Here is a 26,171-nt window from a genome sequence, read left to right as displayed (position 1 = left end):
AATCGACATCGGGGCTGCGCGAGGCCAGAATTCTGATGGTTGCGCTGTTGTAGGAGGACGGCATGGATGACGACGACGAGCTACGAGCCGCGCTCGAAGCCGCCTTCGACGATATCCAAGCATATTACGGCGAACTGGAAGGAGAGAGTCCTCGCGCCGCCGCAATATTGGCTGCTACCAATCTAGAGGACGAACTAGAGGCTCTACTTCGCAAGCAATTTTCAGCAACTGTCGTTGACGAGAAAGACAACGATCAGGAGCGCAGCAAAAAGAGAAAGCTCTGGAAGAGGATCGCTGGCCCTGGTCCCACCCCTCTTGGAAGTGCGAAGGCCAAGGCTGATGTCCTGCAAGCGTTTGGCTTCTATGGTCAGGAGACCCGCGACACGATCGAAAGAATCTCCGAAATTAGGAATCGGTTTGCACACGAGCGATCGGCGAGAGATTTTTCAGATCCAAAGATCGTGGAAATCTGCCGACGCCTGAAAAACAATCCAATCCAGCCATTTGTATTTCGGGAATTCGACCCCCAGTACCTTCGCGAGGTGTTCATCGAAGTGGTGGAGAGAACCAGCATGGTGATGCGCGGGGTTCACTCCCCTTGGTTTGATAGACGCAAAAATCTCCCGTAGGTTTCATTCTCAGGGAATATAGAGACTCAGGCGGGGCGTAGCCGCTGCGCCCTTATTCCTTCGCGCCGGAAGCTCGACCATGGCCGCAAATCACCCCGGCCCTGGGAGCGCGGTTTGCGCCATATCGACACCATCATCGTCCACGGCGCCCACACCCCGCCGAGTATGGACATCGGGGTCGCGGAAATGCGGCCGTGGCACACCAACCCGCCGCCGGAGGGGCGCGGTTGGGATGACATCGGCTACAACTACGTCATCCGCCGCAGCGGCAAGACGGAGCCGGGCCGCGATCTGGACCGAGACGGCGACGTCGACGAGGAGATCGGCGCCCACGCCTATGGCCACAACGCCAACTCGATCGGCATCTGCCTGGTCGGCGGCAGGGCCGAGGACGCAGACCGGCCGGACTTCAACTACACCGCGGCGCAGATGCTGGCGCTGACCGTGCTGGTCGAGCACCTGCGCCGGCGCTTCCCCACAATCAGGCGCGTGATCGGCCACCGGGACGTCAACCAGGGCAAGGCCTGCCCGTGCTTCGACGTGAGCGCGTTCTTCGGCCGGATGCCCAACGCCGCCAACTTCCGGGCGGGCGAAGCATGATCCCCGCCATCATCGCCGCGGCCTTGCCGCTGGTCACCGAGTTCCTGCCGTCGATCGGGCGGCTGATCAATGGCGAGAACGGCGAGCGCGTCGCCACCAAGGTCGTCGACGTGGCCAGGCGCGTGACCGGCGCCGAGACGCCCGAGCAGGCGATCGAGCGGCTCCGGGCCGATCCGAAGCTGGTGGCCGAGCTGCAGCGCCAGGCGACCGCGATTGAGCTGGCCGAGATCGATTCGGAAGTCGACCGCCACCGCCAGGTCAACGAGACCATGCGCGCCGAGATCGCCTCCGACGATCCGTATGTCCGGCGCTGGCGGCCGACGCTGGGCTACGCCGTCGCCATCACCTGGGCGCTGACCATGCTGGGCCTGGTGTTCATCATCGGCTGGGTCGCGATCACGGAGCCGCGCGAGGCCCCGAACATCTTCATCGCGCTGGGCGACGCCATCGCGTCGATCGCGCCGATCTGGCTGGTCGCGCTGTCAGTGCTGGGCGTCAGCGTCTGGAAGCGCTCCGAAGACAAGAAGACGGCCGCCGGCGTGAACCGCGGGCCCGGCGTGATCGGCTCCATCCTCGGCCGCCTGACCGGCCGCGACGGTTCGTAGGAGGGGGCGGCGCAATGGAGGAGATCAACTGGATCCCGATCATCGTTCCGGTGATCACGGTCATCATCAACATGCTGGTCGGCTGGGTCGCCTGGTCGATCCGCACGTCGGCAAAGCAGGAGATGGCCAACGTCTCCGCGAACATGACCGAGCAGCTGGCGAGTGTCTCGTCGTCCATCCGCACAGAGCTCGCCGAGGTCTCCTCGGAGATCAAGAAGTCCCTCGACGAACATGACAAGCGGCTGCAGGAGCTGGAGCTGCGGCACCAGTACGCGCCCGGCCACGAGGACCTGCAGCGGCTGCACGACCGCGTCTCGAACGTGAAGGACGCGGTGACCGCCATGGCCTCCGAAGTGCAGGGCGCGCATGCCGACATAGGCGGGCTGAAGCGCCTGATGGAGATCCTCGTCCGCCATCACATTCCCGAGGCCGGCGCACTGCAGAGGGGTGAGAACCGATGAGCCTTGCCGCATCCATCCGCGCCATGGTGCGCCGCGAGATCCTGCGCCTGTTGGCGGCCGACGCCGGCTACAGCCAGAACCACGCGATCATCCGCCGGGCCCTGGAAGTCTCCACGGCGCAGTCGCTGACGGAATCCGACGTCAAGGCGCACCTGTCGTGGATGGAGGACCGGGAGTTGGTCGCCACCGAGATCGTCGGCCCCTATGTCCTGGCGAAGCTGACCGACAGGGGCCTGACGGTGGCCCGCGGCGAGGAGCATGTCGACGGCGTGGAGCGTCCCCGGCCCAGCGAGCTCGGCTGAGATGCCCCCGCGCCACCAGATCGACCGTCTGCCCTCCGACGTCCGTCAGACCATCAAGCGCTGGCTCGGCGACGAGAACCGCTCGGTCGACGATTTCACCACCTTCCTGGCCGAGCTGCTGGCGCCGCACGAGATCAGCGTCTCGCGGTCGTCGGCGCATCGCTTCATGGTCAACCACGAGCGCACCGCGTCGCGGCTCCGCCAGTCGCGCGAGATGACCGAGGCGCTGGCCAGGGAGCTGCCGGATGCGGCCATGCAGGGCAAGCAGGGCCGCCTCCTGGTGGAGATGGCCCGGACCTTCGTCTTCGACCTGCTGGCCCAGGTGGACCAGGAAGGCGGCGTCCTGGACCCGAAGGCGATCGCCAATATCGGCAAGGGCCTGGCCGAGCTGGCGCGCGCCGCCCGCCTGGACCAGGACTTCGAGACCAAGGTCGAGGAAGCCCGCCGCAATGAGCGCGAAGCGAGCGCCGACAAGGCCGAGGCGGCGGCGAAGGCGCAGGGGCTCTCGGCCGAAACGGTCAAGGGCATCCGCCACGCGATCCTGGGCATCGCCGCATGAGCGACAGCCCGATCGAGCAGCTGATCCCGAAGACGGCCGAGCTGCCGGCCGCGATGAAGGCCATGCCCCGCGGCGACATCCTGCTGCCCTATCAGGCGCGGGCCGTCACCATGACGTCGGTCTCGGCGCTGCTGGTGATCGACAAATCGCGCCGTATCGGCCTGACCTGGGGCATGGCCTCGCATGCCGCGCTCACGGCCGCAGCCGCCCGCGGCGAGGGCGGCATGGACGTCTGGTACATGGGCTACGACCTGGAGATGGCGCGCGAGTTCATCGACGTGGTCGGCATGTGGGCGCGCGCCTTCGGCATGGCCGCCGGCGAGATGGACGAGATCGTCCTGGAGGACGATCAGAAGGACATCAAGGCCTTCCGGGTGAAGTTCGCCTCGGGCTTCGAGGTGGTGGCGCTGCCCTCTGTCGCCCGGGCGCTGCGCGGCAAGCAGGGCCTGGTGATCCTGGACGAGGCGGCGTTCTACTCGGATCTCGCCGAGGTGCTGAAGGCGGCCATGGCGCTGCTGATGTGGGGCGGCTCGGTGATCGTGGTCTCCACGCACAACGGCGTCGACAATCCGTTCAACCAGCTGATCGACGAGATCCGCGCCGGCCGGCGCAAGGGCGCGACCTTGACCATCACCTTCGACGACGCGATCGCCGAAGGGCTCTACGAGCGCATCTGCCTGGTCACCGGGCGCGAGGCGAGCGCGGAAGGCCGCGAGGCCTGGTGCGCCGAAATCCGCGCCTTCTACGGCGCCGACGCGGCCGAGGAACTGGATTGCGTGCCCTCGACCGGCGCGGGCTCCTGGATCGGCCTGGACGACATCATCGCCGCGCAGCACCCGGAAGCGGGCCGGCCCGAGCTTTACCAAAAGGGCCTCGTCTTCTCCGGCTGGGACGTGGCGCGCCGCCGCGACCTGTCCGTCATCGCGCCCTTCGAGATGGTCGGCGACGTGCTCTGGCTGCGCGAAGAGACCTACATGCACAACCGCCGCTTCGCCGAGCAGTACGACGAGATCGGCCGGATGATGCGCGACTACCGCGTCGTCCGCCTGGCCATGGACCAGACCGGCATGGGCGAAGCGGTGGTCGAGGAGATCCAGGCGCGCCACGGCCATGAGCGCTGCGAGGGCGTGATCCTGTCCGGCCCACGGCGGCTCGACCTGGCCACGGTCCTGAAGGAGCGCTTCGAGAACGGCACCATCCGCATCCCCGACAGCCCGGAGATCCGCGCCGACCTGCGCGCCATCAAGCGCGTCGCTGGCCCGACCGGCGCGCCGCGCCTGGTCAACGACGACACCGTCCACGCCGACATCTTTTGGGCCTACGCCCTGGCCGCCGCCGCGGCCGCCGAGGGCGCGTTCGAATATGGCTACGAGGCCGTCACCGACACGTCCAGCGGCCGCGCCGGCGTGCTGGGCCGCCGGGCCGAGGACGATGACGGGCCGCCGTCGCTCGCCGGTTTCGCGCGATCGAAGGGAGCCTGGTGATGCCCGAGACGAGAATCCTGGACCAGTACGGCCGCCCGATCGAGCGGGGCAAGCTGACCGAGGAGCTGGCGGCGCCGTCGCTCCGCTCCGTCCGCCAGGTGATTTCCGACCACCCGGAAGCGGGGCTCACGCCCGTCCGGCTGGCGCGGCTCCTGCTCGACGCCGAGCAGGGCGAGCCCACCGGCTATCTGGAACTGGCCGAGGCGATGGAGGAGAAGTACCTCCACTACGCCGCCGTCGTCGGCGTCCGAAAGCGCGCCGTCGCCGGGCTGGAGCTGCAGGTCGAGGCCGCCTCCGACGCGGCCGACGACGTGAAGGCCGCTGACCTGGTGCGCGAGGCGCTGGTGCGCGACGGCATCGAGGAGGAGCTGATCGACCTGCTGGACGGCATCGCCAAGGGCTATGCCGTGGCCGAGATCATCTGGATCCGGGAGGCGCGGTCCTGGTGGCCCGAGCGCCTGGAGTGGCGCGACCCGCGCTGGTTCCGGCCGTCGATCGAGGACGGCACGACGCTGCTGCTCCGCGACATCGCCGGCGACCTGCCACTGGCGCCGTTCAAGTTCATCACCCACCATGCCCGCGCCAAGTCCGGCATCCCGATCCGCAACGGCCTGGCCCGGGCGGCGGCCTGGCTCTACCTGTTCCAGAACTTCGGGCTGAAGGACTGGATCGTCTTTGCCGAGACCTTCGGCCACCCGATCCGCATCGGCCGCTACGACGCCGGCGCGAGCGCGGAAGACCGGAAGATCCTGCTCAACGCCGTCAGCGCCATCGGCACCGACATGGCCGGCATCGTGCCGCGCTCGATGGAGATCGAGCTGATCGAGGCCAAGCTCGCCGGCAATATCGACCTGTTCGAGCGGCTCTGCGCCTATCTCGACCAGCAGGTCTCCAAGCTGGTGCTGGGCCAGACCGCGACCACCGACGCCATTGCCGGCGGCCATGCCGTGGGCCGGGTCCACGACGACGTCCGCGAGGACATCCGCGACGCCGACGCCCGCCAGCTCTGCGCCACGCTGGCGCGCGACCTGGTCAAACCGCTGGTCGATCTCAACCTCGGGCCGCGGCGCGCCTATCCCAGGATGCGCCTGGTCGCGCCCGACGACATCCCGCTCGCCCAGCGCATCGCCGGGCTCAAGACCTTCGTGCCGATGGGCCTGAAGGTGCAGATGTCGGAGATCCGCGACATGCTGGGCTTCGCCGATCCGGACGAGGACGCCGAGCTGCTGGTGGCGCCGGCGCCGCAGGCAGCCCCGCCGCAGCAGGAGCAGGACGATCCCGCGGCCGACCCGGCCGAGACCGCCGCCCGGCGCGACCGCCTCACGACCGCAGCTGCGACCGGCGCGGAAGCCGACATGCTCGACAATCTCGCGATCGCGGCGCTGGAATCGGAGGGCTACGACCCGCTCTCGGATCTCGTGGCCGACGCCCTGGGCGAACTGGCCGAGGCGGCGGACTTCGACGATTTCGAACGGCGCCTGCGCCGGCTGGTCGGCGGCGAACCGCCGGACGGCGCGGTGGAAAGGCTGGGCGACATCCTGTTCCAGGCGAAGCTTGCCGGCCGCATCGGGGTGGGCCTCGATGACGAGGCGTAGGCGATGCCCCTGGAGCTGACGCCCCTGCCGCCGGCCGAGGCCGTCGCCTTCTTCCGCTCCAAGGGCTACCGCACCGGCTTCAGCTGGCGCGACGTCTCGGCCGAGCAGCACGGCCAGGCCTTCACCGTCGCCAAGGCGATGCGCCTCGACGTGCTGGAGGCGATCCGCGGCGAGGTCGACCGCGCCCTGGCCAGCGGGACGACGTTCCAGGAGTTCCGGAAGACGCTCACGCCCCGGCTGAAGGAGCTGGGCTGGTGGGGCCGCAAGCCCATGTTCGACGCGCTCACCGGCGAGACGATCGAGGCGCAGCTCGGCTCCGACCGGCGGCTTCGCATCATCTACGACGCCAATCTCCGCGCCGCCCACGCCGCCGGCCACTGGACCCGCATCCAGGCGACGAAACAGGATCTGCCATACCTTCGCTACGTCGCCGTCCTGGACGGCCGCACGCGGCCGCAGCACCGCGCCTGGCACGGCACGCTGCTGCCGGTCGACCATCCGTTCTGGCAGACGCACTACCCGCCCAATGGCTGGCGCTGCCGCTGCCAGGTGCAGCAGGTCTCCGAGGGCCAGATGCGCCGCCGCGGCTGGTCGGTGACCGAGCCGCCCGAGTCCGGACCCGGCCGGGCGCACGTCAACCGCCGGACCCGCGAGGTGATCGACGCGCCGGCCGGCATCGATCCGGGCTGGGGCCACAATGTCGGCATGGCGGCCGAGGGGCGTTTCCCCGATCCAGCCAGGTATGCGGACGCGGACTGGGGCCATGCCGCCGCCAGGGCCGCGGTGAAGAGCCCGCATTTCGAGGACATCGTCCACGGTACCGCCGGGGGCGCCGCGCCCGTCGCCTGGCTGGACGAGGCGTTCGCCGCCGCGATCGGTACCGAGGTCCGGCGCGTGGATCTCTCGGCCGACACCATGCGGAAGCAGCGCGGCGAGTTGCCGGGCAATCCCGGCCACCCGGAGCTGACGCTCGACGAGTATCGCCTGCTACCGGAGATCTTCCGCGAGGGCGAGGCGGTGCTGCAGCCGGATGGCCGAATGGCCCTCTTCACCGAGATCCGGGATCGTCGCTACGTCGCGGTCGCCAAGGCCAATCTCGAAGGCTCGGCGGCGTTTCTGGTCTCGTTCTTCCGCGCCCTGGGCCCGGGCGAGTTCGACCGGCTCCGCCGTCGCGGCCGTCGCTTGAGGTGAGAAGAAGGCGGCGGCGGGGCCTCCCACAGAACCCCGCATGGCGCTCGACGCCAATGGCGCCTGCTACGGCAGGGAGAATGTCACCGTGTCGCGCCGCCTGGGCCTCAATATAGCGACGCGGCGCGGACGATGAAAGCGCGAGGGCCGGCCAATGTCTCAGTTTGAAATCTCGAGGTAGCGCCGGAAGATCGCGGGGCTGCTGTTCGGAACCCGGATGCAGCCGGCCCGCAAAACAACGCGCCCGGACACGCTATCGGTTACTTCATGTTCGATTCGATCGGACGAGTTTTGGGTGAGCCTAGAAAACCCAAACTCATCAATGAACAAAAACACCGTCGGCGAGAGCGTCGCCCAGCATTCGCCAATGGTGGGCCACGTCTTCGAAGAATGAGACGTAATCGGTTCGGCGATTGCATGGTTCATCAAAAGGACTACGCCACCCAATGCCAATTGGAATTCCTTGGGCATGGCTATCGCTTCTCAATCATAAGGGGCCCACGAAGTCGGCGGTAGATAAGGCCAAACGGCGGGCGCTTTTCGTCGCTCACCTCACATTCGAGCCGGAATGAGTCTTCCGGTTCAAGCGTTTCCTCAGCGTTGAGCGCCACGAGCCGGCGAGCGTGCTTCTCCGACTCTGCCGAAACCCAATAGACCTCACCTGCATCGTCACTCCTGTTCCAGACTCGGTAGAAGGTCACCGTGGTTCTCCTATATGCCCACCGCCAAGCATATAGGAGCCAAGAGACCGATGCGAACCCGCGTCAAGGGTGGGCAAATTTCAAACTGAGACACTACCAGCCACCGGACTCCGGTTTCTAATAGACGAATAATAGACGCTAAAAGGGGGCAGGAGCCCCGAGAGGGGTCGTTCCGGTCATCGGGCCGGTGAAGGCCACCTGCCGATTCTGGGGCGCTCTCTATCGGTCCGACCATTGGACGACATCCGTCATTAGTAGTCGATGAAAATGACGAATCCATGGCGCCCTCTGCCTAGAGGGCGCCATTTTGAAGTACGAGTGGCAGGTGATGCCGAGCGCTACCGGCGGGGTGCGTTCATCTGAACGTTTCAATGATCGCTCGGGTCATTCCGCTGAAGCTTCGAAGTAGCTGGACGGCCGGTGGGCGGCCGATATCCGGAACCTCAGCCAGTGTCACGTCGAGCGAGATATTTAGCTCAAGGCCCCGCGCGTCCCAACGCGCAACTGGATCGCCATCGTGAAACGGTCCCTCAAAAAACGCCATCATGCCAAGGAAGCCTGAGCCGGTGAAAGCGACCTCGCCCCGGTCCACGCCGCACACTAAGAGCTTTCGATGCTTGTCCATCCGATCAAGGTCATGGAGCGCGTAAAGAGGTGCATTGCCACCACGGTAAGGACGAAATGCGAGGACCGCCGCCTGATCAGCTTCGGAAAGGGCCCGGATCTTTCTCTTTGTCCTCTTGTCGGCAAGCTGTTGCTCCGATCTGGCGAACGGAAAACAGGTATCGGTAGGCACCGGGCGTCCATTGCGTGCAGCGAGCGCACAAGCGAGGAGGTCGAGCGCACTACGTTGGGCGTGAATGATGGCGCCCGTTTGAACGCCAACGGCTCGCGGCACAGGCGCCGCAGCCTTGAAAAAGTAGATCAGACCGTGTCCCTCGGGGTCTGGTTCTGGCCTAAGTCGATAGGGCTTTCGATCCAGGAACTCTTTGAGACCTTTTTCAAGCGCATCTATCTGGTAGTCGGCCCATTCGACTTTCGCCAATACATCATCAAGATCATCTGGATCCATATCGCTCACCCTGTCCGTCCGCGTCGCCTGCGGTGGCGAGGCCCGCAATCGTCTCGATTTATGCGAAAGTCATTCGGTCGTTCTCTCGCGTCTCGCCTCGTGCGCAATACATCCCCGACCAAACCGGCTGACAAGGCCCGACAGGCCGGGTCGTACCGGTAGCGAATCGGCTGAGAATATGGAATCCCTGTAAGGCTGAAGTGATTCGGGCCGGGGTGCCACCCGGCCCGAATCCAATCCCGAGAAACCGGAGGCCCGGCGCGGGATGCTTGTACGAAAGCCCTCGCAGTAAGCGGGAACAAGCCGATTCAGTCAAGCCGGGCCTCCATCACAAAAGGAGGCCAGAATGGCTGCTCGACACGAAATCACCTGCATCATCCCGGACGGAGCGGACGAGGACCGCCGCATCGACTCGATCGGCGGCAAGACCGGCGCGAAGAACGGGGGCGGTCCGTGGCGGCTCCCCCTGGACAAAGCGATCGCCGGGATCGAGAACGGCACCTGGGCGTTCTGGACCCAGGGTGGCGGGAAGCCGGTCAATGTCATCGTGGCGTCGCGGAACGGTCGGAAATACCTGAAGACCGAAAACGATGGCGCGGAGCCGAACAACCTGCTCAGCCTGCCGACTTGCGGCTGAGGTAGCAGATATGGCTGCACCCGACGCCTGTTGCATGTCGCGGTGCAGCCAAAGTCCGCGGAATCTCGATTGGCTGACCGCGATGAGCGCTGGAGCTCACAATGTCGCTTGAGAAGGACTTCGACTACATCCTCTACATTGACGAAGCTGGCGACGATGGCCTCAAGCGGGTTCGCCCATTGGATGACGGTGGATCCAGCGAATGGCTGATCATCGCCGGCGTCCTCATTCGCGCGTCGAGGGAGGCGGAGGTCAAGGATTGGGTTCGCGACATTCGCAATGGACTGCCAGGCAGAGTGACGCGCGACTTTCATTTTCGCCGGCTCAATCCCGCCAAGAAGCTGCACGTCTGTCAGGCGATGGCAGACCTGAGTGCGCGCTACTTTGTAGTTTGCTCCAACAAGAAGAACATGCGCGGCTATCGCAACCCGCTTGCGGAAAAGATTCCGGCGAAGAACTGGTTCTATTGCTGGATGACGAGGCTGCTGTTGGAGAGGGCGACGGACTATGTTCACTGGCACTCCCTGCAGCACCATGGCGAACCGCGCAAAATCCGGATCGAATACAGTAATCGAGGCGGCTTTTCGTACGCCCAGATGGGTGCCTACTATCAGTGGATTCGCTACCAGGGAACCAACACCTACCTGAATATCGGCCGCATCCACTGGCCATCGATCGACTACGACCTCTTGAAAGTCTACACGCACAATGAGCGTGCTGGCCTTCAGCTCGCTGACGTCGTAGCCAGCGCCTTCTTCAAGGCCTGCGACCGCTTCAGCACAGGTGCATGCGACCCGACCTTTGCCAAATTGCTCGGTCCCAGGATGGCTCGGCCCCGCGACACCAAGCTAGAGTCGGTTTCAGGCTACGGCGTCAAGCTGATGCCATCTCTCAAGAAGTCGGAATTGCTCCCGGATCAGGAGGACATCTTTCGGTTCTACGGATATCCGAAACAATGGTGGGCCCCGGACCCGTCTGATCCCTGAGCTTCCAGGCCAGCATCTCCCGCGCTGACCGTCTCAGGGACGCCCCCCAGCAATCTTCTGCCAGCGGCCCGGGCAACCCGACGACCCACCACAAGAATCCTAGCGAATCCGCGGGATTCCGTCCAGATGATAAGACCATCTCACACCGGATCAGTCTCAAGGCCCCTTTTAGGGGCATCTTCATTGTCCGCGTACATCCAGAAATGGTCGAGATGTGCTGGTCCCATGTGCGCACCCATGGCATTCCAAAATTGTGCGAGGACATTGCGTAGAACCGCCTCGGTGACATCCCCCTTGTACGTGCCGGTGCTGACCTTCTTGATCCCAGCTCCCTCAAGTATCGGGGTCAGTGCATTTCTGAGCTTGCTCCCTTTGTCGCGATTGAGAGAAAACCGGACAATAGTTTGCATTGAGGTAAGTCCTTCTCCGATGTGATTTGCAGCGCAGTACAGACTAACTTACGCGTAGCTAACATTACCCGTCTCGCCGCATTGAGGGCATTTGGGTTTCAATGCGGCGAGCACGTCCTTCGGCATGTCCGCGTAGTTGGTGATGGTGATCGACCCGCCTTCAAACCCATCTAGGCCATACTGCTCCCATAGAGAGCTAAATGGTTGGTCGTTCTCACTGAGCGTAAGAAGGCCCTGGTGGCCACACTGACAGACGATCTTTCGGCGGCTGCGTGTTGTCATCGGCCGCATCCTTCCATTCAAACTGGGGACGAGAATGACACTCCCCGAAGAAGTCGAGGTCAAGTTGAGGGCGCAAGATATCGATCAGCATAGGACCTGATTGACCGTCCACCCATCGACGGCCATGCTCATCGCCCCTTCCTGACCGATCCGAGGCCCGCTGGGGCGTAACCGTTACGCCCTTATCCGGCCGGGCCGGGAGCCGCACAGTCGGCCCCATGGATCGGCAATTCGCATATGGACAGCCCCAGCCCGTCACCGCCGCCGCCCAGGCGGCCGGGGACGGGGAATGGATCACGCTCTGGCCCGCCGGCGGCGCCGAGGTCGTGCCCGTCGATGGCCGCGCCTCCTGGCGGGTGACCGACGCGGCCAAGGTCGTCGAGACCTCGCTCGCCACGGCCGCCGGCCGCGTCCTGCCCATCGACTTCGATCACGACATCCACAAGCCCCGGCCCGGCCGCGCCGGCCGCGCGGTCGGCTGGATCGACCGCCTGGAGGTCGCCGCCGACGGCGCCATCCGCGGCCGCGTCGAGTGGACCGCCGAGGGCCGCGAGGCGCTCGCCGACAAGGCTTACCGCTTCATCTCTCCGGCCTTCGGCACCGACAAGGCGGGCAACGTTACCCGCATCGTCGGCGCCGGTCTGGTCAATGTTCCCGCGATCCAGGAGCTGCCTGCGGTCGCACACGCCCAGGAGGACGACCCCACCATGACCAAGGAACAGCTGGCTGCGCTCCGCAAGGCGTTCGGCCTGAAGGACGACGCCGACGCCGCCGCCATCGTGACCGCGGCCGGCGAGCTCTCCAACTCGCACACCGCCCTGGAGACGGCCGCAGCCAAGATCGCGAAGGCCGCCGGCCAGGACGAGCTGACCGAGGCGGTGGCCACCGGCGTCGCGGCGAAGCTGCAGACCGCTGCCGCCGAGCCCGACCCGAAGAAGTACGTGCCGAAGCCTGCCTATGACGAGCTGGCGGCCCGCGTCGAGAAGCTGGAGACGGCGAACGCCGCCTCCGGCGCGCAGACGGCGGTCGAGGCCGCGACCAAGGCCGGCAAGGTCTCGCCCGCGCTCAACGAGTGGGCGATGAACTACGCCGCCGCCGATCCGGAGGGCTTCGCCGCCTGGGCGGAGAAGGCCCCGGTGATCGTCGCCGCCGGCCGCGACCCGGCCATCGGCACCGCTGCCGCGCCCAAGGACAAGTCCGGTCTGTCGGCCGAGGAGCTGCAGGTCGCGCGGTCGATGGGCCTCACGGCCGAGGCCTTCAAGGCCGCCCGTGACGAGAACGAGGAGACCAGCCAGTGACCGCGCTTTCCGCCGACCGCAACACGCCGCTGATCGATGGCGTCTTCGCGCAATACAACATGCTCGCCGCGACCCTCATCCATGCCGGCTCGCTGGTGATGATGGACGCCAACGGCCGCGCCCAGCCCGGCGCCACGGCGACGGCGAAGGTCGCCATCGGCCGCGCCGAGGAGCGGGTCGACAATTCCGCCGGCGCCAATGATGCGCTGACCGTCCGGGTCCGCGCCGGCGTCTTCCGCTGGGCCAATTCGGAAGGCGGCGACGCCATCGCCAAGGCCGACATCGGCTCGGTCTGCTGGATCGTCGACGACCAGACGGTCGCGAAGATTTCGGACACCGGCGCCCGCAGCCCGGCCGGCGTGATCCGCGACGTGGACGCCCAGGGCGTCTGGGTCGAGACCGGCCCGCAGGTTCTGGCCAGTCCCGATGGCGGCCTGGTGGCGGCCAACAATCTGAGCGACGTCGCCGCCGCCGCCACGGCGCGGGCCAACATCGGCGCCAACAAGGCGTATCTGACGGCGAAGGCCGCGGATCTGAGCGGCACCGACGTCTACCGCCTGGTGGCGCCGCTCGCCGGCGATATCAGCAAGTTCCGCTCGGTCATCGACGGCGCCCTGGCGGACGGCGACGCGACGCTGACGCTCTCGATCAACGGCACGCCCGTGACCAACGGCGTGATCACGATCGCCGAGAGCGGCTCGGCCGCCGGCGACGTCGACGTGGCGACGCCCACGGCCGCCAACACGGTCGAAGCGGGCGACGTCATCGAGATCACCGTGGGCGGCGCGAACAGCGCGGCCAGGGTGGCCGACACCGTCCTCGAAATCACCTACTGAGCGGAGCTTCCAGCACCATGATCATCAACCGGGGCAACCTCGCCACGCTCTTCACGGGGTTCAAGGCGAGCTTCCAGAGCGGCATCGGCCAGCACCAGCCGCAGTGGCCGCGGGTCGCGACCCGCGTGCCGTCGACCACCTCCGAGGAGGAGTATGGCTGGCTCGGCCAGGTGCCGAACCTGCGCGAATGGTTCGGCGACCGGGTCGTGCAGAACCTTCAGCAGCACGACTACTCGATCAAGAACCGGAAGTTCGAGCTGACCCTCGGCGTGCCGGTGGACCACATCGAGGACGACAAGTACGGCGTCTACGCACCGATGTTCGAGGAGATGGGCCGCTCCGCCGCGGCGCACCCGGACCAGCTGGTCTGGCCGCTGCTCAAGGCCGGCTTCTCCACCGTCTGCTATGACGGGCAGAACTTCTTCGACACCGACCACCCGGTGCTGGACGAGAACGGCGAGGTCCAGTCGGTCGCCAACACCGATGGCGGCTCCGGCACGCCCTGGTTCCTGATGGACGTCAGCCGGCCGCTGAAGCCGCTGATCCACCAGGTCCGCCAGGAGGGCCCGCTGGTCCGCCAGGACGCGCCCACCGACGAGCCGGTCTTCAACAGCGACGAATACAAGTACGGCATCAAGCACCGTCGCAATGTCGGTTTCGGCTTCTGGCAGTTCGCCTGGGGCTCCAAGCAGACCCTCAACAAGGCGAACTACAAGATCGCCCGCGAGAGCCTGATGGGGATGACCGGCGATCACGGCCGCCCGATCGGGGTCATGCCGCGGCTGCTGGTCGTGCCGCCTTCGCTGGAGGGCGAGGCGCTGGAAATCCTCAATGCCGAGCGCGACGCCGCCGGCGCCACCAACGTCTACAAGGGCACGGCCGAGCTGCTGGTCGTGCCGTGGCTGGGCTGACGGAGATGACCATGCACGCCTACGAGAACAGGATCCTGGTGGTGACCGCCAAGCGGCCCGGCTTCCGCCGCGCCGGCCGCGCCTGGCCGGCCGAGCGGACCGAGGCGCCCGCCGCCGATTTCCGGCCCGACCAGGTGGAGGCCATCCTGGCCGACCCGATGCTGGTCGCCCGCCTGGAGGACGCCCCCGAACCGGCCGACGCGCCCAGACCCGCGGCGGAGATCCACGAGACGCTGCTCGACGTCTTCCCCGGCCTGGACCAGGCGAAGGACTTCACCCGGGACGGCACGCCGAAGGCGAAGTCCGTCGAGCGCATCGCCGGCTTCGCCATCCCCGCCGCCACGATCGCGACCTCCTGGGCCGCCTTCCAGGCGATGAAGGAAAACGACGGCCCGGGCGGCAGCGACGACGGCAACGACGGCGACAATGAGGGCGGCGGCGGAAGCTGACGTCCGAGAAGATCCCGAGCGAAAGCTCGTGTCGAAGCGCGGCGGCAGGGCTGGCGCGTGGAGCGGGTGAGTAGGCCCGCCGGCGGGCGGACGCCGGCTGCGACGTCTGAGGCATGGGCGTGACAGGCCGGAGAGACGGCCACCTTTCTCTCACCGGGGCCGAGCCATGACCTACACCACCAAGGCCGACATGACCGCCCGCTTCGGGGCCCGGGAACTGGAGCAGCTGACCGACCGCGACGGCCAGGCCGGCGCCATCGTCGACAGCGTCCTGGACAGCGCCATCGCCACGGCCGAGGCGGAGATCAACGGCTACCTGGTCAAGCGCTACACGCTGCCCCTGGCCGACCCGCCGGCGCAGCTCACCGCCTGGGCGGCCGACATGGCCCGCTACTACCTGCACGTCCACAGCGTCCCCGAGACCGTCCGGACCCGGCACGAGGCCGCGGTGAAGGGCCTGCAGCAGGTGGCCCGCGGGCTGATGAGCCTGGGCGACGACGACGCCGGCGACAGCGCCGCGGCCTCCGAGGGCGCGCCCGAGTTCACCAGCCCGGGCCGGACCTTCTCGCGGCAGAGCCTGAAGGGCCTCTGATGGCGCTGCAGCTCACCATCGATGTCGACGGCTTCGAGCGCGCCCGGGGCGGGCTCCGGCGGCTCCGCCAGGCCGGCGAGGATCTCACGCCGATCATGCGCTCGATCGCGGAGCAGATGGAGAGCCACACCCTGGAGCGTTTCGATACCGAGACCGCGCCGGACGGACGGCCCTGGAAACCCTCGCTCCGCGCCCGCGCCGCCGGCGGCCAGACCCTGACCGACACCGGACGCCTGCGCCGCTCGATCACGAGCCGGGCCACGGCCGACACCGCCTCGGTCGGCACCAACCTGGTCTATGCCGCGATCCACCAGACCGGCGGCACGATCCGCGCGAAGACGAAGAAGGGCCTCGTCTTCCGCATCGGCGGCGCCTGGGTGCGCAAGCGCGAGGTGACGATCCCCGCGCGGCCCTTCATCGGCCTTTCAACGGCGCTTCAAGGAGATGTCGAAGACCTCGTCGTCCGCCGCCTCGACGCCGCCGCGGGCGGCGGGCCCAGCTCGGGAACGGGGGCATGAAGATCCAGCCCGTCATCGATTACCTGGAGGCCGCCGGCCTCGGCTATCTCGACATCGGCGCCGCCGCCGAGCTGGGCGAGGTGCTGGAGAACGCGCCCCGCCTGCCGGCGCTGTTCATTCTGCCCACCGGCGAGACCCGCACCGGCGGCCGCGAGACCGGGCCCGTGCTGCGCCAGCGCATCACCTACGAATTCTCGGCCGTCTCGGTCGTGCGCAACGTCGCCGGCGGCACCGGCGCGGCCGGCAATGACGAACTGGCCGATCTCCGCGACGGGCTGATCGGCGCGCTGGTCGCCTTCCGCCACCCGGCCGGTCGCAACAATCCCGTCCCCGTCTCCGGCCGCCTGGCCGAGCTGACCGACCGCATCCTGATCTTTGAAGACGCCTTCCGCTTCGACGGCGTCGAGACCCGCGAGGTGACGTCATGACCGAGATCACCCGCCGCCGCGGCGGCGTCTACCTGAAGCCGGCCGGCGACAAGCCGGCGCGCCTGGTGAAGGGCAGCCGCACCGCGCCGCCCGCCGATCCCGCCCACCGGCCCCAGGCCGGGCCGGCCCACCGGGCCAGGGCCGAAGCCGAGACCGAACCCGCGCGCCGGCCGAAGCCGGCCCCGGCGCCCAAGGAGGACTGAGCCGTGCCCTATGATTACGACGAGTACCTGATCCTGGCGAAGACCGAGGAGACCGAGGGCACGGACCCGACGCCGGCGATCGGCGACGCCGTGCTCTGCGTCGGCAGCCCGCAGTGGAACCCGCTGGCAGCGAACTGGGGCGACCGGGAGCTGGTCGACGGCCTGGCCGGCGCGAAGAAGCAGTTCTCCGGCGCGCCGCACGCCACTATCGGCCTTTCCGTCGAGCTCGCCGCCGGCGGCGACGACGCCGCGCTGGACACCGTGCCCCACTGGGCAGCGCTGCTGCTGGCCTGCGGCTTCGCCCAGACGGTGACCGCCGACACCAAGGTCGACTTCGCGCCGGTCTCGGCCGACTACGGCTCGGTCGCGATCCATCCCAACATCGACGGCGTCGACGGCCGCCTGCTGGGCGCGCGCGGCAATGCCGTCATCGAGGGCCGCGCCGGCCAGGTGCCGCGGATCAACTTCCAGATGATGGGCCTGCGCCAGGCGGTCGCCGCGGCGGCACAGATCACCGGCTCGCTGCCCGCCTTCGCCGAGGGCCTGCCGGTGGGCGCGGCCGAGACCACGATCACCATCGGCGGGGAGGCCATGCGCGTCTCCGAGTTCTCGATCGACTGCGGCCGCCGGCCCAGCTTCGACGACATGGCCGGCCATCGCGGCGTGCGCATCAACCGCCGGCGGATGTCCGGGCGGATCAGCCTCGACCTGCCGACGATCGGGACCAAGAACCTGGTCGAGGAGGCCGCGGCCGCCGGGACGCAGGCGATCGTCATCACCCACGGCACCAGCGGCGGCGACATCGTCGAGATCACCATGCCGGCGGTGCAGATCAAGACCGGCCAGTTCACCGACCGCGACGGCGTGCTGGCCATGCCGCTGGACCTGCAGATCACGCCCTCGTCGGGCGACGACGAGATCACCATCACCACGAAGTAGGAGGCGCAGCTGTTCACCCTTTCCGAGCGCGAGACGTTCTCGTGGCCCGTCGCCGTGCCCGCCCCCCAGGCGGACGGCACCATGGCCTTCCAGGAGTTCACCGCCGTCTTCGAGCGGCTGCCGGTCGACGAGGCCGAGCCGCTGGCGAAGGAATCCAACGCCGCCTTCCTGGGCCGGGTGCTGGTCGGCTGGGCCGAGGTCCGCGACGCGGACGGCGACGAGATCGAGTTCTCCGAGGCGGCCAAGGCGCAGTTCCTGCGCCACATCCCCGCCGTCCAGGCGGCGGTGCTGGCCTACTGGCAGGCGCTGTCGGGCCGGGAGTACGCCAGAAAAAACTCCGCGAGCTCGGCCGGCGCTTCGCCGGCGGCCGGGCGCGGCGCAGCTCCTCGGCGATCCGCCAGGCCGAGCGATGGGGCCTGAGCGAGGACCAGCTGGAGCGCCTGCGGCGGCGCCGGCCCGAGACCGAGCCTGGGCTGCTGGTCCTGCCGGCCTCGGCCGGACCGGCGATCGAGCTCTTCGCCCTGGTCCAGGGCCAGTGGCGGCAGCTGATGCAGCTCGTCCCCGCCGGCGCCGGCTTCGTGCCGCTGTCCCGTCCCGCCGCCCTGGACTATTCGGCGGTCGAGGCGACGGCGCGCATGACCGGCATCGACATGACGGCGGCGCGGTTCGGCGATCTCCGCGCGCTGGAGGCGGGCGCGGTCTCCGTCTTCGCCGAAGCGGCGGGAGGTAGCGGATGACCGAGTACCGCGTCGGCCTGACGCTCACCGCCCGGGACGCCGGTTTCAGCGGCGCCACCCGCGAGGCCGAGGCCGGGCTGGAGCGGCTGGACCGCTCCACCGAACGCGCCGCCGAGGCCCAGCGCGGCTTCGAGCGCGCCACCCGGTCCGCGGCCGCCGAACAGCAGCGCATGGCCCGCTCCGGCGTCGAGCTGGAGCGCGCGGTCCGCGGCGTGGTCGCCGCCCTGGCCGCCTTCGGCGCGCTGCGCGTGGCCCGCTCGATCGCCGAGACCGGCGTCGCCGTCGAATCCATGACGAACGCACTGGCGGTCGCCACCGGCTCGGCGGAGGCCGGCGCCAACGCCATGGGTTTCGTGCGCGCCGAGGCCGACCGTCTCGGCCTCTCGCTCCGGCCGGCGATCGAGAGTTTCACGGCGCTGGCGGCCGCGACCCGCGGCACCGCGATCGACGCCGGCCAGACCCGCCAGATCTTCACCGCCGTCTCCGAGGCCATGACCGTGCTCGGCCGCTCGTCGAACGAGACCGAGCGCGCCCTGCTCGCGATCCAGCAGGTGATCTCCAAGGGCAAGGTCTCGGCCGAGGAGCTGCGCGGCCAGCTGGGCGAAGTCCTGCCCGGCGCCTTCCAGGTCGCCGCCCGGGCCATGGGCGTCTCGACCCAGGCGCTTTCGGAGATGCTGGAGCAGGGCGAGCTCTTCTCCGACGACTTCATCCCGCGCTTTGCCCGCCAGCTGCGCCGCGAGTTCGCCGAGGGCGTGCCGGCGGCCGCCGAATCGGCGCGGGCCGCCTTCAACCGCTTCGGCACGGCGATCTTCGACCTGGAGGTGGCGCTGGCCGAGGGCGGCTTCCTCGACGCGGTCACGGAATCTGCGCAGGAACTGGCCGTCGTCCTGCAGGATCCGGCCGTGGTCGACGGGCTCTCTACCGTCGCCCAACTGATCGGCGACATCACCGTCTTCGCGGCCCGCAATGTCGAGACGATCGCGGCGCTCGCCGCCGGCTACGCCACCGCGCGGATCGCCACGGCCGGCTTCGCCGCCGCGACCGGCGGCGCGGCGATCGCCATGCGAGGCCTCAACGTCGCCATGCGCTCCAACCCCATCGGCCTGGTCGCCGGCATCGCCGCCACGGCCGCCGCGTCGATGATCGACTTCGGCGGCGACACGGACACCGCGACCGAGGCGATCGAGCGTCAGGCCCGCGCCCTCGGCCGGCTCACCGGCAAGACCCGCGAGACGGCCGCCGCCCAGGCAGAACTCCGGATGGAAGCGCTGGTCACCCAGGCCGACGAGGCCGCCGCGGGAATCGCCCAGCAGCGCGCATTGCTCCGATCCATGGAGGAAGAACAGCAGGCAGTAGTCGAGCGCGGTAACTTCGCCCGGGCCAATTCCCTTCACGACCAGATCAACGCCGAAAAGCGGAACCTCGCCGCCTACCGGGCCGAATGGGAGAAGATCAACGCGGAGATCGTCGAGACCCAGCGGCGCATCAACGAGCTGAACACTCCGAAGCCCGATGAAGACGAGATCGATGCGGGCGGCGGTCGAACCGGCGCGCCGAAGAAGAACCCCTTCGCCGACGCCATGGCCGAGGCGGAGGCCGAGCTGGCGGCGATCGAGCGCCTGCGCCGCGCCCGCCAGGTCTCGCCTGATTTCGAGCGGCTGACCGCGATCGACATCGAGGCCGAGCAGCAGACTGCCCGAATTGTCGAGCAGGCGACCGACGCGAAGATCGAGGTCACCCGCCGCCAGGCCCTGGAGCTGGAGGCGCTGATCTCGGAGCTGCTGCTGGCCGAGCAGGCCGAGCGCGACCATGCGACGGCGACCAAGGAAGCCGCCCGCGCGGCCGAGGAGACCGCCCGGCTGCACGAGCAGACCACCGACGACATCGCCCAGCGCCTCGACCAGCTGGCGCCCTCCTATGAGCGGGCCACGGCCGCCGCCGACCGCTGGCGGGACGAGGCCCTGGCCGGGCTGGACGAGACCGCGGCCGGCTATGCCGATTTCGCCGCCGACGTCGAGCGCATCCATGACGGGATGCTGGCCGAGGCCTACCGCGAGGATCTGGACCGGCGCACCGACTGGGCCGCCGGCATCGAGCGCGCCATGGCCGAGGCGGAAGCCGTCCAGGGCGACTGGGCCGCGGTCTCCGAGGATCTGTTCAACCGCGCCACCCGCTCGGCCGAGGACTTCTTCGTCGGCCTCGTCCAGGGCAAGGCCTCGCTCTCCGACTTCGTCGACTTCGCCGTCGCCGAGCTGGCGCGCCTCGCCTTCCAGATGTCGATCAGCCCGATCCTGCAACAGGGGCTGGGCGAGCTGGGCGGCATCATCGGCGAGCTCTTCGGCCTCGGATCGCCGGCGGCCGGCGCGGCCGGCTCGACCGCGATCGGGACGCCCACGGTGGCCGGCGTCAACCTGCTCGGCGCGCGGTTCCATCGCGGTGGCGAGGTCGGCCGAGACGGCGATCCGCTCAGCGTCGATGCGGCGCTGTTCCGCACCGCGCCGCGCTATCACGAGGGCACGGCCGCCGCGGGCCTCGGCCCGCGCGAGGTGCCGGCGGTGCTGCTGGAAGGCGAGCGGGTGCTGACCGAGGCGCAGCAGGCGGCGACGGCGCAGACCATCTCCGGCCTGGCCGAGAGCCTGCGCGCCATGGCGGCGGTCTCGTCCGGCCGGGCCGAGGTCGCCGGCGGCGGCATGAACGTCGAGATCCACAATCACCTGGGCGGCGAGGCCGAGGCGAAGGCCAGCCGCACGCCTGACGGCGGGCTGCGCATCGACTTCCTGCGGCGCCTGAAGGACGACGTCTCCGGCGACATCGCTGCCGACCTCCGCTCCGGCCAGGGCCCGGTCTTCGCCGCCATGCGCGACGGCGGCCTGCCCATGAGCCTGCCCCGGCCGAGGGCCAACCCGTGAGCGCCCCGGTGACATGGCCGGCCGGCGTGCCCTACACGCCGTTCCGCGAACCGCTGCAGCTACAGCCCATGACCTCGTTCAACGCGGTCGAGATGGACCAGGGCTGGACCGACCGGGAATCGCTCTTCACCGTCACGCCGGCGCGCTACCCGGTCGAGATCGAGATGACGCTGCGCCAGTTCGAGATCCTGAAGGGCTGGTGGCGGCTCAATCTCGGCCGCGGCGCCCGGACCTTCCTGATGCCGGTCTGGACGGGCGAGGCCTATGTCGAGACCGAGTGCCGCATGGCCGTCGAGCCCTGGCGCGCCGGCCAGCCGGACGGCGACCGCTGGATCGTGGCCGCGCCGATCGAGATCCTCGACCTGCCGACGCCCGAGGCCGACGTGCTGGCGGCGATGCAGATCGCCGAGGTCATGGGCGCGGCCGGCATCCAAGCGCTGGCCGATCTGGCCGAGCTGGTGCACAGCGATTACCCGGCGGCGGTGGCCTGATGCCCGCCTATCTGACAGACGCCGAGCGCGCCAGCCTGGCGATCCGCGAGCACGAGGCCTCGCTGCCGGCCGGCGAGGTGGAGCTGGTCACCCTGGAGTTCCGCCATCCAGCGCTGAGCGAGCCGGTGCGCGTGGTCAACGACCGCGTCGCCCACCAGCTGCCCCTGGAGGCGACGGCGCCCGCGGATCCGGGGCAGACCGTGACCTTCCAGCGCTCGGGCTTCCAGCTGACCTGGCCGGCGACCAAGCGCGACCGAAGCCCCGAGATCGAGCTGGAGGCGATGAACGCCAACGCCGCGCTGGAGCGGGTGCTCGACCTGACGCTCGCCTCCGACGCCGCCGTCGAGCTCACCGTCCGCTCGTATCTCTCGACCGACCTCACCGGCCCGGCCGCCATCGTCGAGGGCCTGGAGATCCGCGAGAGCCTCGCCACCGACCGCGCCGTCCGGGCGCGCGCCGGCATGTTCAACTGGGAGCGGGCCGCGGGGTTGATCTACACCCGCTCCAGCCACCCGCTGATCGGGGGCTGAGGGGATGCTGAACCGTTCGGACTCCATTCGCTTCGTCCGGCCGCTGATCGGGCTGCCCTGGGAACGCGGCGCAGCCGGGCCCGACGCCTTCGACTGCGGCAGCTTCACCGCCTTCGTCCAGCGCGGGATGATGGGCCGCGAACTGCCCGTCAGCCTTGCCGACTATGGCGACCTCGTCTCGGCCGCCGCGCTCCGCCAGGCCATCGCCGACGCGGAGCTTGACGCCGCCTGGCCGGTGGTGACCCGCGCCGAGGGCGAGGAAGCGGCGCGGCTCGCCACCACCGCCGGCTGGCGCCATGGCGACGTCGTCGTCTTCCGCCGGGGCGCGTTCTGTCATGTCGGCACCTGGACGGCGCTGGGCCAGGGCGCGACGGGGCTGCTGCACTGCGCCCGCTTCGACGGCGTGGTGCTGGAGCCCTGGTCGACGGCACGCGCGCGCAGCTGGACCTCGATCGAGGCCTGCCGCCCGGCTGCGGAGGCGAAGCCGTGAACCTGCTTCTGACAGGCCCCCTGCCGGCGAACGGCGTCCGCGTGGTGATCGCGAAGGATCCGCTCCGGCCGCTGCTGGGCGCGGAGGTGCGCGAGCTGCCGACCGGGATCACGGCGGCGACAGCGCTGATGCTGCTGGACGACGCAGCCCCGGCCCGGCCGCTCTGCTGGCAGGGCGCTTCGGCGCTGCTGCGTTCTCACCCGCTGACGGGCGAGAACGAGTGGGAGACCGTCCGCTTCCTCGCCGGCGACGTGCTCTACGTCACGCCGCCGCCGCCGGCCGATAGCGAGGGCGGCTCCAATCCCATCGCCATGGTGGCCATGATCGCCCTGATGGTGGTGGCGCCGGAGCTGGCGATCGCCCTGGAGCTGACCGGCATCGCCGCGACGGCGCTGACCGTCGCCGTCACGGTCGCCGGCGGCTTCCTGATCAACGCCCTGTTCCCGCCGTCCGCGCCTGCCGCGCCACCGCCGCTGCCGGGACCGGGCGAGGCCTTCCGCGCCACGCTGTCGGGCCAGATCGTCCGCGCCGGCGAGCGCATCCCCGAGCTGCACGGCACGGTCCGCTTCGCGCCGAAGTGGATCGCGCCGCCTTATGGCGAGTTCGCCGACAACGAGCACCTGGTCTTCGCCCTCTACAGCCTCGGCCGGGACAAGGTCCGCCTCGACCGCCTGGAGTTCGAGGACACGGTGATCTGGACCGCGGCCGATGGCGTGACCGCCGCCGGTGGCGCGCTGGAGATAGAGATCGTCGAGCCCGGCGACCCGGTGACGCTGTTCCCCGCGGCCGTCACCAGCTCCTCCGAGCCGGCCGGCACCAAGCTCCGCGCCGAGAACGAGCTGGAGGGCGGCGAGACCACCGACGACCTCTTCCTCGGGCCCTTCGCCGCCTGCCCGGCCGGCCAGGTCGCCGACCGCATCGGCGTCGACATCGAATGGCCCGGCGCGATGTTCAAGACGGTCTCTAACCGCATCCGCCAGACCACCGTGACCTGGCGCGTCGAGGCGCGCGAGATCGACGACAATGGCGATCCGGTCGAAGGCGCGGTCTTCGAGCTGCTGGGCGCGGAGAGCTTCACCGCCGGCACCACGACACCGCAGCGGCTCTCCAAGCTCTATGCGGTCGACCGCGGCCGCTACGAGGTCCGCGTCCGCCGCACCAACAACACGGTCGGCACCTCGGCCGCCTCCGACCGCACGGTCTGGTCGGGGCTGAAGGGCTTCGTGCCCTCCGACCAGGTCTTCGACGACGAGACGGTGCTGGCGATCCGCTTCAAGGGCACGGCGGCGACGGCGCAGAGCCGGACGCTGTTCGCCGTGGCGACTGGCATCCATGAATACTGGGACGCGGACGCCGAGGAATGGGTCGAGGGCCCGACCGCGGCGATCGAAGCGGCGGCGCGCCACATCGCCCAGGATGTCCGCCAGGCCGGCCTTGCCGACCACCGCGTGGATCTCGCCACGCTGCAGGCGCTGGCCGAGACCTGGGCGGCGCGCGGCGACACGTTCAACCACCTGTTCACCGGCGATGCGACGCCCTGGGAGGAGCTCACCGCCGTGCTGCGGGCCGGCCGGGCCCAGCCGATCCGCATCGGCGCGGATCTCACCTTCTGGCGCGACGAGCCGCAGCCGATTCCGGTCGCCGCCTTCGCGCCCCACGACATCGTCCGCGGCTCGCTGCAGATCCGCCGTCTCCACGTCACCTCCGAGGACGCAAACGCCGCCCGGGTGCTGTTCACCGACGCCGCCGGCGTCGAGCGCGACGTCATCGCTGCCCTGGACGGCATCGCGCCCGACCGGGTCGCCGACGTCCGCTTCACCGGCATCGACAACTTCCCCCAGGCCTGGCGCGAGGGCGTGACCGAAGCGGCGGCGCACCGCTACCGGCGGCTGTTCGTCACCTTCTCGGCGCTCAAGCGCGGGCGCTTCCTGCGCCGCGGCCAGAAGATCGCGCTGGCCCATTACCGCCCCGCCTGGGGCCAGAGCGCCATGGCGACCGGCCTCTCGCCGGACGGGCGGACGCTGACGCTCGACGAGCCCTTCGCCCTCGATCCGGAGGGCGGCGACCACGTCATCGGCCTGGTGGCGCCGGACGGCGAGCTCTGGGGCCCGGTGAAGGCGACGGTCGGCGCGCACGAGCGCACGCTGGTGATCGACGCCGCCGACCTGGCCGACTATCTCGCCGAGCCGGCCCAGGGCCGCAACCATCACAGCAATCCGAAGGACTGGATCGCGCTCAAGCGCGACGGCCGGAAGGCGACCCGGGCCATGTTCGGCAAGGCCGACCAGGTCTGGCGCGAGCTGCTGATCCTGGACACCGAGCCCCGGCCGGACGGCACGGTCGCCATCGCCGCGGTCGTCGACGATGCCCGCGTCCACACGGCCGAGACCGACACCGCCCAGCCCGAGGAGGTCGCCGCCGCCGGCCTCGGCGCGAACTCGTCATCGCCGGTCTGGCTGGACGTGAAGATCGCGCTCCGCGATCTCGGCGACGCCCGGGAGATGACGCTGGTCGGCCCGTCCGCACCGGGCGCGGTGCTCTACCGCGCGCGCTTCCGGGCGGATGGCGGCGACTACGCGGAGCTTACGCCCTCGGCCGCGCCGGAGCTGAAGGGCATCGTCCCCGACGTCGACGACTCGCTGGTGGTCGAGTACTGGGCCGAAGGGCCGGGCGGCGAGGGCACGCGGATCGTGCGCAACATCTCCGACCAGGTCACGCCGCCGGATGCGGTCGACGCCGCGAGCTTCGCGCTGACCGAGCAGGCGAACGGCGACCTCGACTGGACCTGGGACACGGTTGAAGGCGCGGCCTCCTACGACGTCGAGTTCCTGGGCGGCGCCGCGGCCGACAGCCTGAGCCTGAAGCGGACCGAGATTGCCGCCACGGGCGCCGCGTCCTGGACGGCCGACGAGCAGGCCGCAGACGGCGGGCCGTTCCGCACCGCGCGGATCCGCGTGCGCAGCGTCGGTTCGGGCGGCGTGGCCGACCCGGCCGCCGACACCTGGGCCAATCCGGCGCCCTCGGTGCCTACCGGGCTCACGACGACCGTCATCGACAAGAACCGGGCAACGGTCTCCTGCAACGCCGTGGGCGACGCCGACGTCCAGGGCTATGTCGTCGCCTTCGCCACTTCGCCCTTCAGCCCCGGGGGCGGCTCCCAGGCGACCGCCGCCAACCCGTCAATCACGCTCACCGGCCTCTACGGCGGCAACACCTACTACGTCCGCATGGCCGCCCATGATGGCACCCTGACCGGGCTAAACTGGACGGGCCAGACGAGCTTCCAGACACCCGCCCTCAACCCGGGCGAAGGCCCCTGATCGGAGGAA

29 protein-coding genes are annotated in these 26,171 nt (G+C 69.2%); 27 read left to right on the top strand and 2 right to left on the bottom strand.

What is annotated here, in order from left to right; genetic code table 11:
- The first annotated feature begins 62 nt into the window (after positions 1–62).
- The 9 genes from TEF_00340 (at position 63) to TEF_00300 (ending at position 7,426) form a co-directional block, all read left to right on the top strand.
- On the top strand, positions 63–629 hold the full coding sequence (locus TEF_00340) for a hypothetical protein (GenBank protein ANK79407.1): 567 nt from the start codon (positions 63–65) through the stop codon (positions 627–629).
- A 114-nt stretch (positions 630–743) separates the two neighbouring features.
- Positions 744–1,229, top strand: coding sequence for a hypothetical protein (locus tag TEF_00335; protein ID ANK79406.1), 486 nt, complete (start codon positions 744–746; stop codon positions 1,227–1,229).
- Entirely contained in the window at positions 1,226–1,834 is a 609-nt protein-coding gene (locus tag TEF_00330) for a hypothetical protein (GenBank protein ANK79405.1), read from the top strand. The genes TEF_00335 and TEF_00330 overlap by 4 nt, the downstream gene beginning before the upstream one ends.
- A gap of 14 nt (positions 1,835–1,848) precedes the next feature.
- Entirely contained in the window at positions 1,849–2,295 is a 447-nt protein-coding gene (locus tag TEF_00325) for a hypothetical protein (GenBank protein ANK79404.1), read from the top strand.
- A 23-nt stretch (positions 2,296–2,318) separates the two neighbouring features.
- On the top strand, positions 2,319–2,597 hold the full coding sequence (locus TEF_00320; GenBank protein ANK83184.1) for a hypothetical protein: 279 nt from the start codon (positions 2,319–2,321) through the stop codon (positions 2,595–2,597).
- Position 2,598: 1 nt separating this feature from the next.
- Entirely contained in the window at positions 2,599–3,156 is a 558-nt protein-coding gene (locus TEF_00315; GenBank protein ANK79403.1) for a hypothetical protein, read from the top strand.
- The gene (locus TEF_00310; protein ANK79402.1) at positions 3,153–4,640 is read left to right on the top strand and encodes a hypothetical protein; all 1,488 of its coding nucleotides are present in this window, start codon (positions 3,153–3,155) and stop codon (positions 4,638–4,640) included. Before TEF_00315 ends, TEF_00310 begins: the two co-directional genes overlap by 4 nt.
- On the top strand, positions 4,640–6,235 hold the full coding sequence (locus TEF_00305) for a hypothetical protein (protein ID ANK79401.1): 1,596 nt from the start codon (positions 4,640–4,642) through the stop codon (positions 6,233–6,235). The genes TEF_00310 and TEF_00305 overlap by 1 nt, the downstream gene beginning before the upstream one ends.
- 3 nt (positions 6,236–6,238) lie before the next feature.
- Complete coding sequence (locus TEF_00300; protein ANK79400.1) at positions 6,239–7,426, top strand: hypothetical protein; 1,188 nt, start codon at positions 6,239–6,241, stop codon at positions 7,424–7,426.
- Between the two features lie 156 nt (positions 7,427–7,582).
- On the opposite strand, the gene TEF_00295 is transcribed toward TEF_00300, so the two are convergent.
- Together TEF_00295 and TEF_00290 are read right to left on the bottom strand one after the other, a co-directional pair.
- Entirely contained in the window at positions 7,583–7,894 is a 312-nt protein-coding gene (locus TEF_00295) for a hypothetical protein (protein ANK79399.1), read from the bottom strand.
- A 585-nt stretch (positions 7,895–8,479) separates the two neighbouring features.
- On the bottom strand, positions 8,480–8,749 hold the full coding sequence (locus TEF_00290) for a hypothetical protein (GenBank protein ID ANK79398.1): 270 nt from the start codon (positions 8,747–8,749) through the stop codon (positions 8,480–8,482).
- A 793-nt stretch (positions 8,750–9,542) separates the two neighbouring features.
- On the opposite strand from TEF_00290, the gene TEF_00285 reads away from it, so the two are divergent.
- The 18 genes from TEF_00285 (at position 9,543) to TEF_00200 (ending at position 26,162) form a co-directional block, all read left to right on the top strand.
- On the top strand, positions 9,543–9,833 hold the full coding sequence (locus TEF_00285; GenBank protein ANK79397.1) for a hypothetical protein: 291 nt from the start codon (positions 9,543–9,545) through the stop codon (positions 9,831–9,833).
- A gap of 101 nt (positions 9,834–9,934) precedes the next feature.
- Entirely contained in the window at positions 9,935–10,819 is an 885-nt protein-coding gene (locus TEF_00280; protein ANK79396.1) for a hypothetical protein, read from the top strand.
- 910 nt (positions 10,820–11,729) lie between these two features.
- Positions 11,730–12,809: a hypothetical protein gene (locus TEF_00275; protein ANK79395.1), complete on the top strand. Its 1,080-nt coding sequence runs from the start codon at positions 11,730–11,732 to the stop codon at positions 12,807–12,809.
- Positions 12,806–13,645 carry a hypothetical protein gene (locus TEF_00270; protein ANK79394.1) on the top strand — a complete coding sequence of 280 codons (840 nt, stop codon included), beginning with the start codon at positions 12,806–12,808 and terminating at the stop codon, positions 13,643–13,645. The genes TEF_00275 and TEF_00270 overlap by 4 nt, the downstream gene beginning before the upstream one ends.
- Before the next feature lie 17 nt (positions 13,646–13,662).
- A complete protein-coding gene (locus TEF_00265; GenBank protein ID ANK79393.1) occupies positions 13,663–14,556 on the top strand; it encodes a hypothetical protein in 894 nt (297 codons plus the stop codon).
- A complete protein-coding gene (locus TEF_00260) occupies positions 14,544–15,005 on the top strand; it encodes a hypothetical protein (GenBank protein ID ANK79392.1) in 462 nt (153 codons plus the stop codon). The genes TEF_00265 and TEF_00260 overlap by 13 nt, the downstream gene beginning before the upstream one ends.
- Positions 15,006–15,171: 166 nt before the next feature.
- Complete coding sequence (locus TEF_00255) at positions 15,172–15,597, top strand: hypothetical protein (protein ANK79391.1); 426 nt, start codon at positions 15,172–15,174, stop codon at positions 15,595–15,597.
- Positions 15,597–16,115, top strand: coding sequence for a phage virion morphogenesis protein (locus TEF_00250; protein ID ANK79390.1), 519 nt, complete (start codon positions 15,597–15,599; stop codon positions 16,113–16,115). The genes TEF_00255 and TEF_00250 overlap by 1 nt, the downstream gene beginning before the upstream one ends.
- A complete protein-coding gene (locus TEF_00245) occupies positions 16,112–16,543 on the top strand; it encodes a hypothetical protein (GenBank protein ANK79389.1) in 432 nt (143 codons plus the stop codon). The genes TEF_00250 and TEF_00245 overlap by 4 nt, the downstream gene beginning before the upstream one ends.
- On the top strand, positions 16,540–16,746 hold the full coding sequence (locus TEF_00240; GenBank protein ANK79388.1) for a hypothetical protein: 207 nt from the start codon (positions 16,540–16,542) through the stop codon (positions 16,744–16,746). Before TEF_00245 ends, TEF_00240 begins: the two co-directional genes overlap by 4 nt.
- Positions 16,747–16,749: 3 nt before the next feature.
- On the top strand, positions 16,750–17,685 hold the full coding sequence (locus TEF_00235; protein ANK79387.1) for a hypothetical protein: 936 nt from the start codon (positions 16,750–16,752) through the stop codon (positions 17,683–17,685).
- 54 nt (positions 17,686–17,739) lie between these two features.
- A complete protein-coding gene (locus tag TEF_00230) occupies positions 17,740–18,105 on the top strand; it encodes a hypothetical protein (GenBank protein ANK79386.1) in 366 nt (121 codons plus the stop codon).
- 128 nt (positions 18,106–18,233) lie between these two features.
- Positions 18,234–18,422, top strand: a complete 189-nt coding sequence (locus TEF_00225) for a hypothetical protein (protein ANK79385.1) — start codon at positions 18,234–18,236, stop codon at positions 18,420–18,422.
- Entirely contained in the window at positions 18,419–21,331 is a 2,913-nt protein-coding gene (locus TEF_00220; GenBank protein ID ANK79384.1) for a hypothetical protein, read from the top strand. The genes TEF_00225 and TEF_00220 overlap by 4 nt, the downstream gene beginning before the upstream one ends.
- The gene (locus tag TEF_00215) at positions 21,328–21,822 is read left to right on the top strand and encodes a hypothetical protein (GenBank protein ID ANK79383.1); all 495 of its coding nucleotides are present in this window, start codon (positions 21,328–21,330) and stop codon (positions 21,820–21,822) included. Before TEF_00220 ends, TEF_00215 begins: the two co-directional genes overlap by 4 nt.
- Entirely contained in the window at positions 21,822–22,352 is a 531-nt protein-coding gene (locus TEF_00210; GenBank protein ANK79382.1) for a hypothetical protein, read from the top strand. Before TEF_00215 ends, TEF_00210 begins: the two co-directional genes overlap by 1 nt.
- 4 nt (positions 22,353–22,356) lie before the next feature.
- Positions 22,357–22,842 (top strand): hypothetical protein, encoded by a 486-nt coding sequence (locus tag TEF_00205; protein ID ANK79381.1) that lies wholly within the window; start codon positions 22,357–22,359, stop codon positions 22,840–22,842.
- Entirely contained in the window at positions 22,839–26,162 is a 3,324-nt protein-coding gene (locus tag TEF_00200; protein ANK79380.1) for a hypothetical protein, read from the top strand. Before TEF_00205 ends, TEF_00200 begins: the two co-directional genes overlap by 4 nt.
- Positions 26,163–26,171 lie beyond the last annotated feature (9 nt).

This window comes from Rhizobiales bacterium NRL2, from assembly GCA_001664005.1.
Taxonomy (GTDB): Bacteria; Pseudomonadota; Alphaproteobacteria; order Minwuiales; family Minwuiaceae; genus Minwuia.
This window is presented reverse-complemented; position numbering and strand designations above follow the sequence as displayed.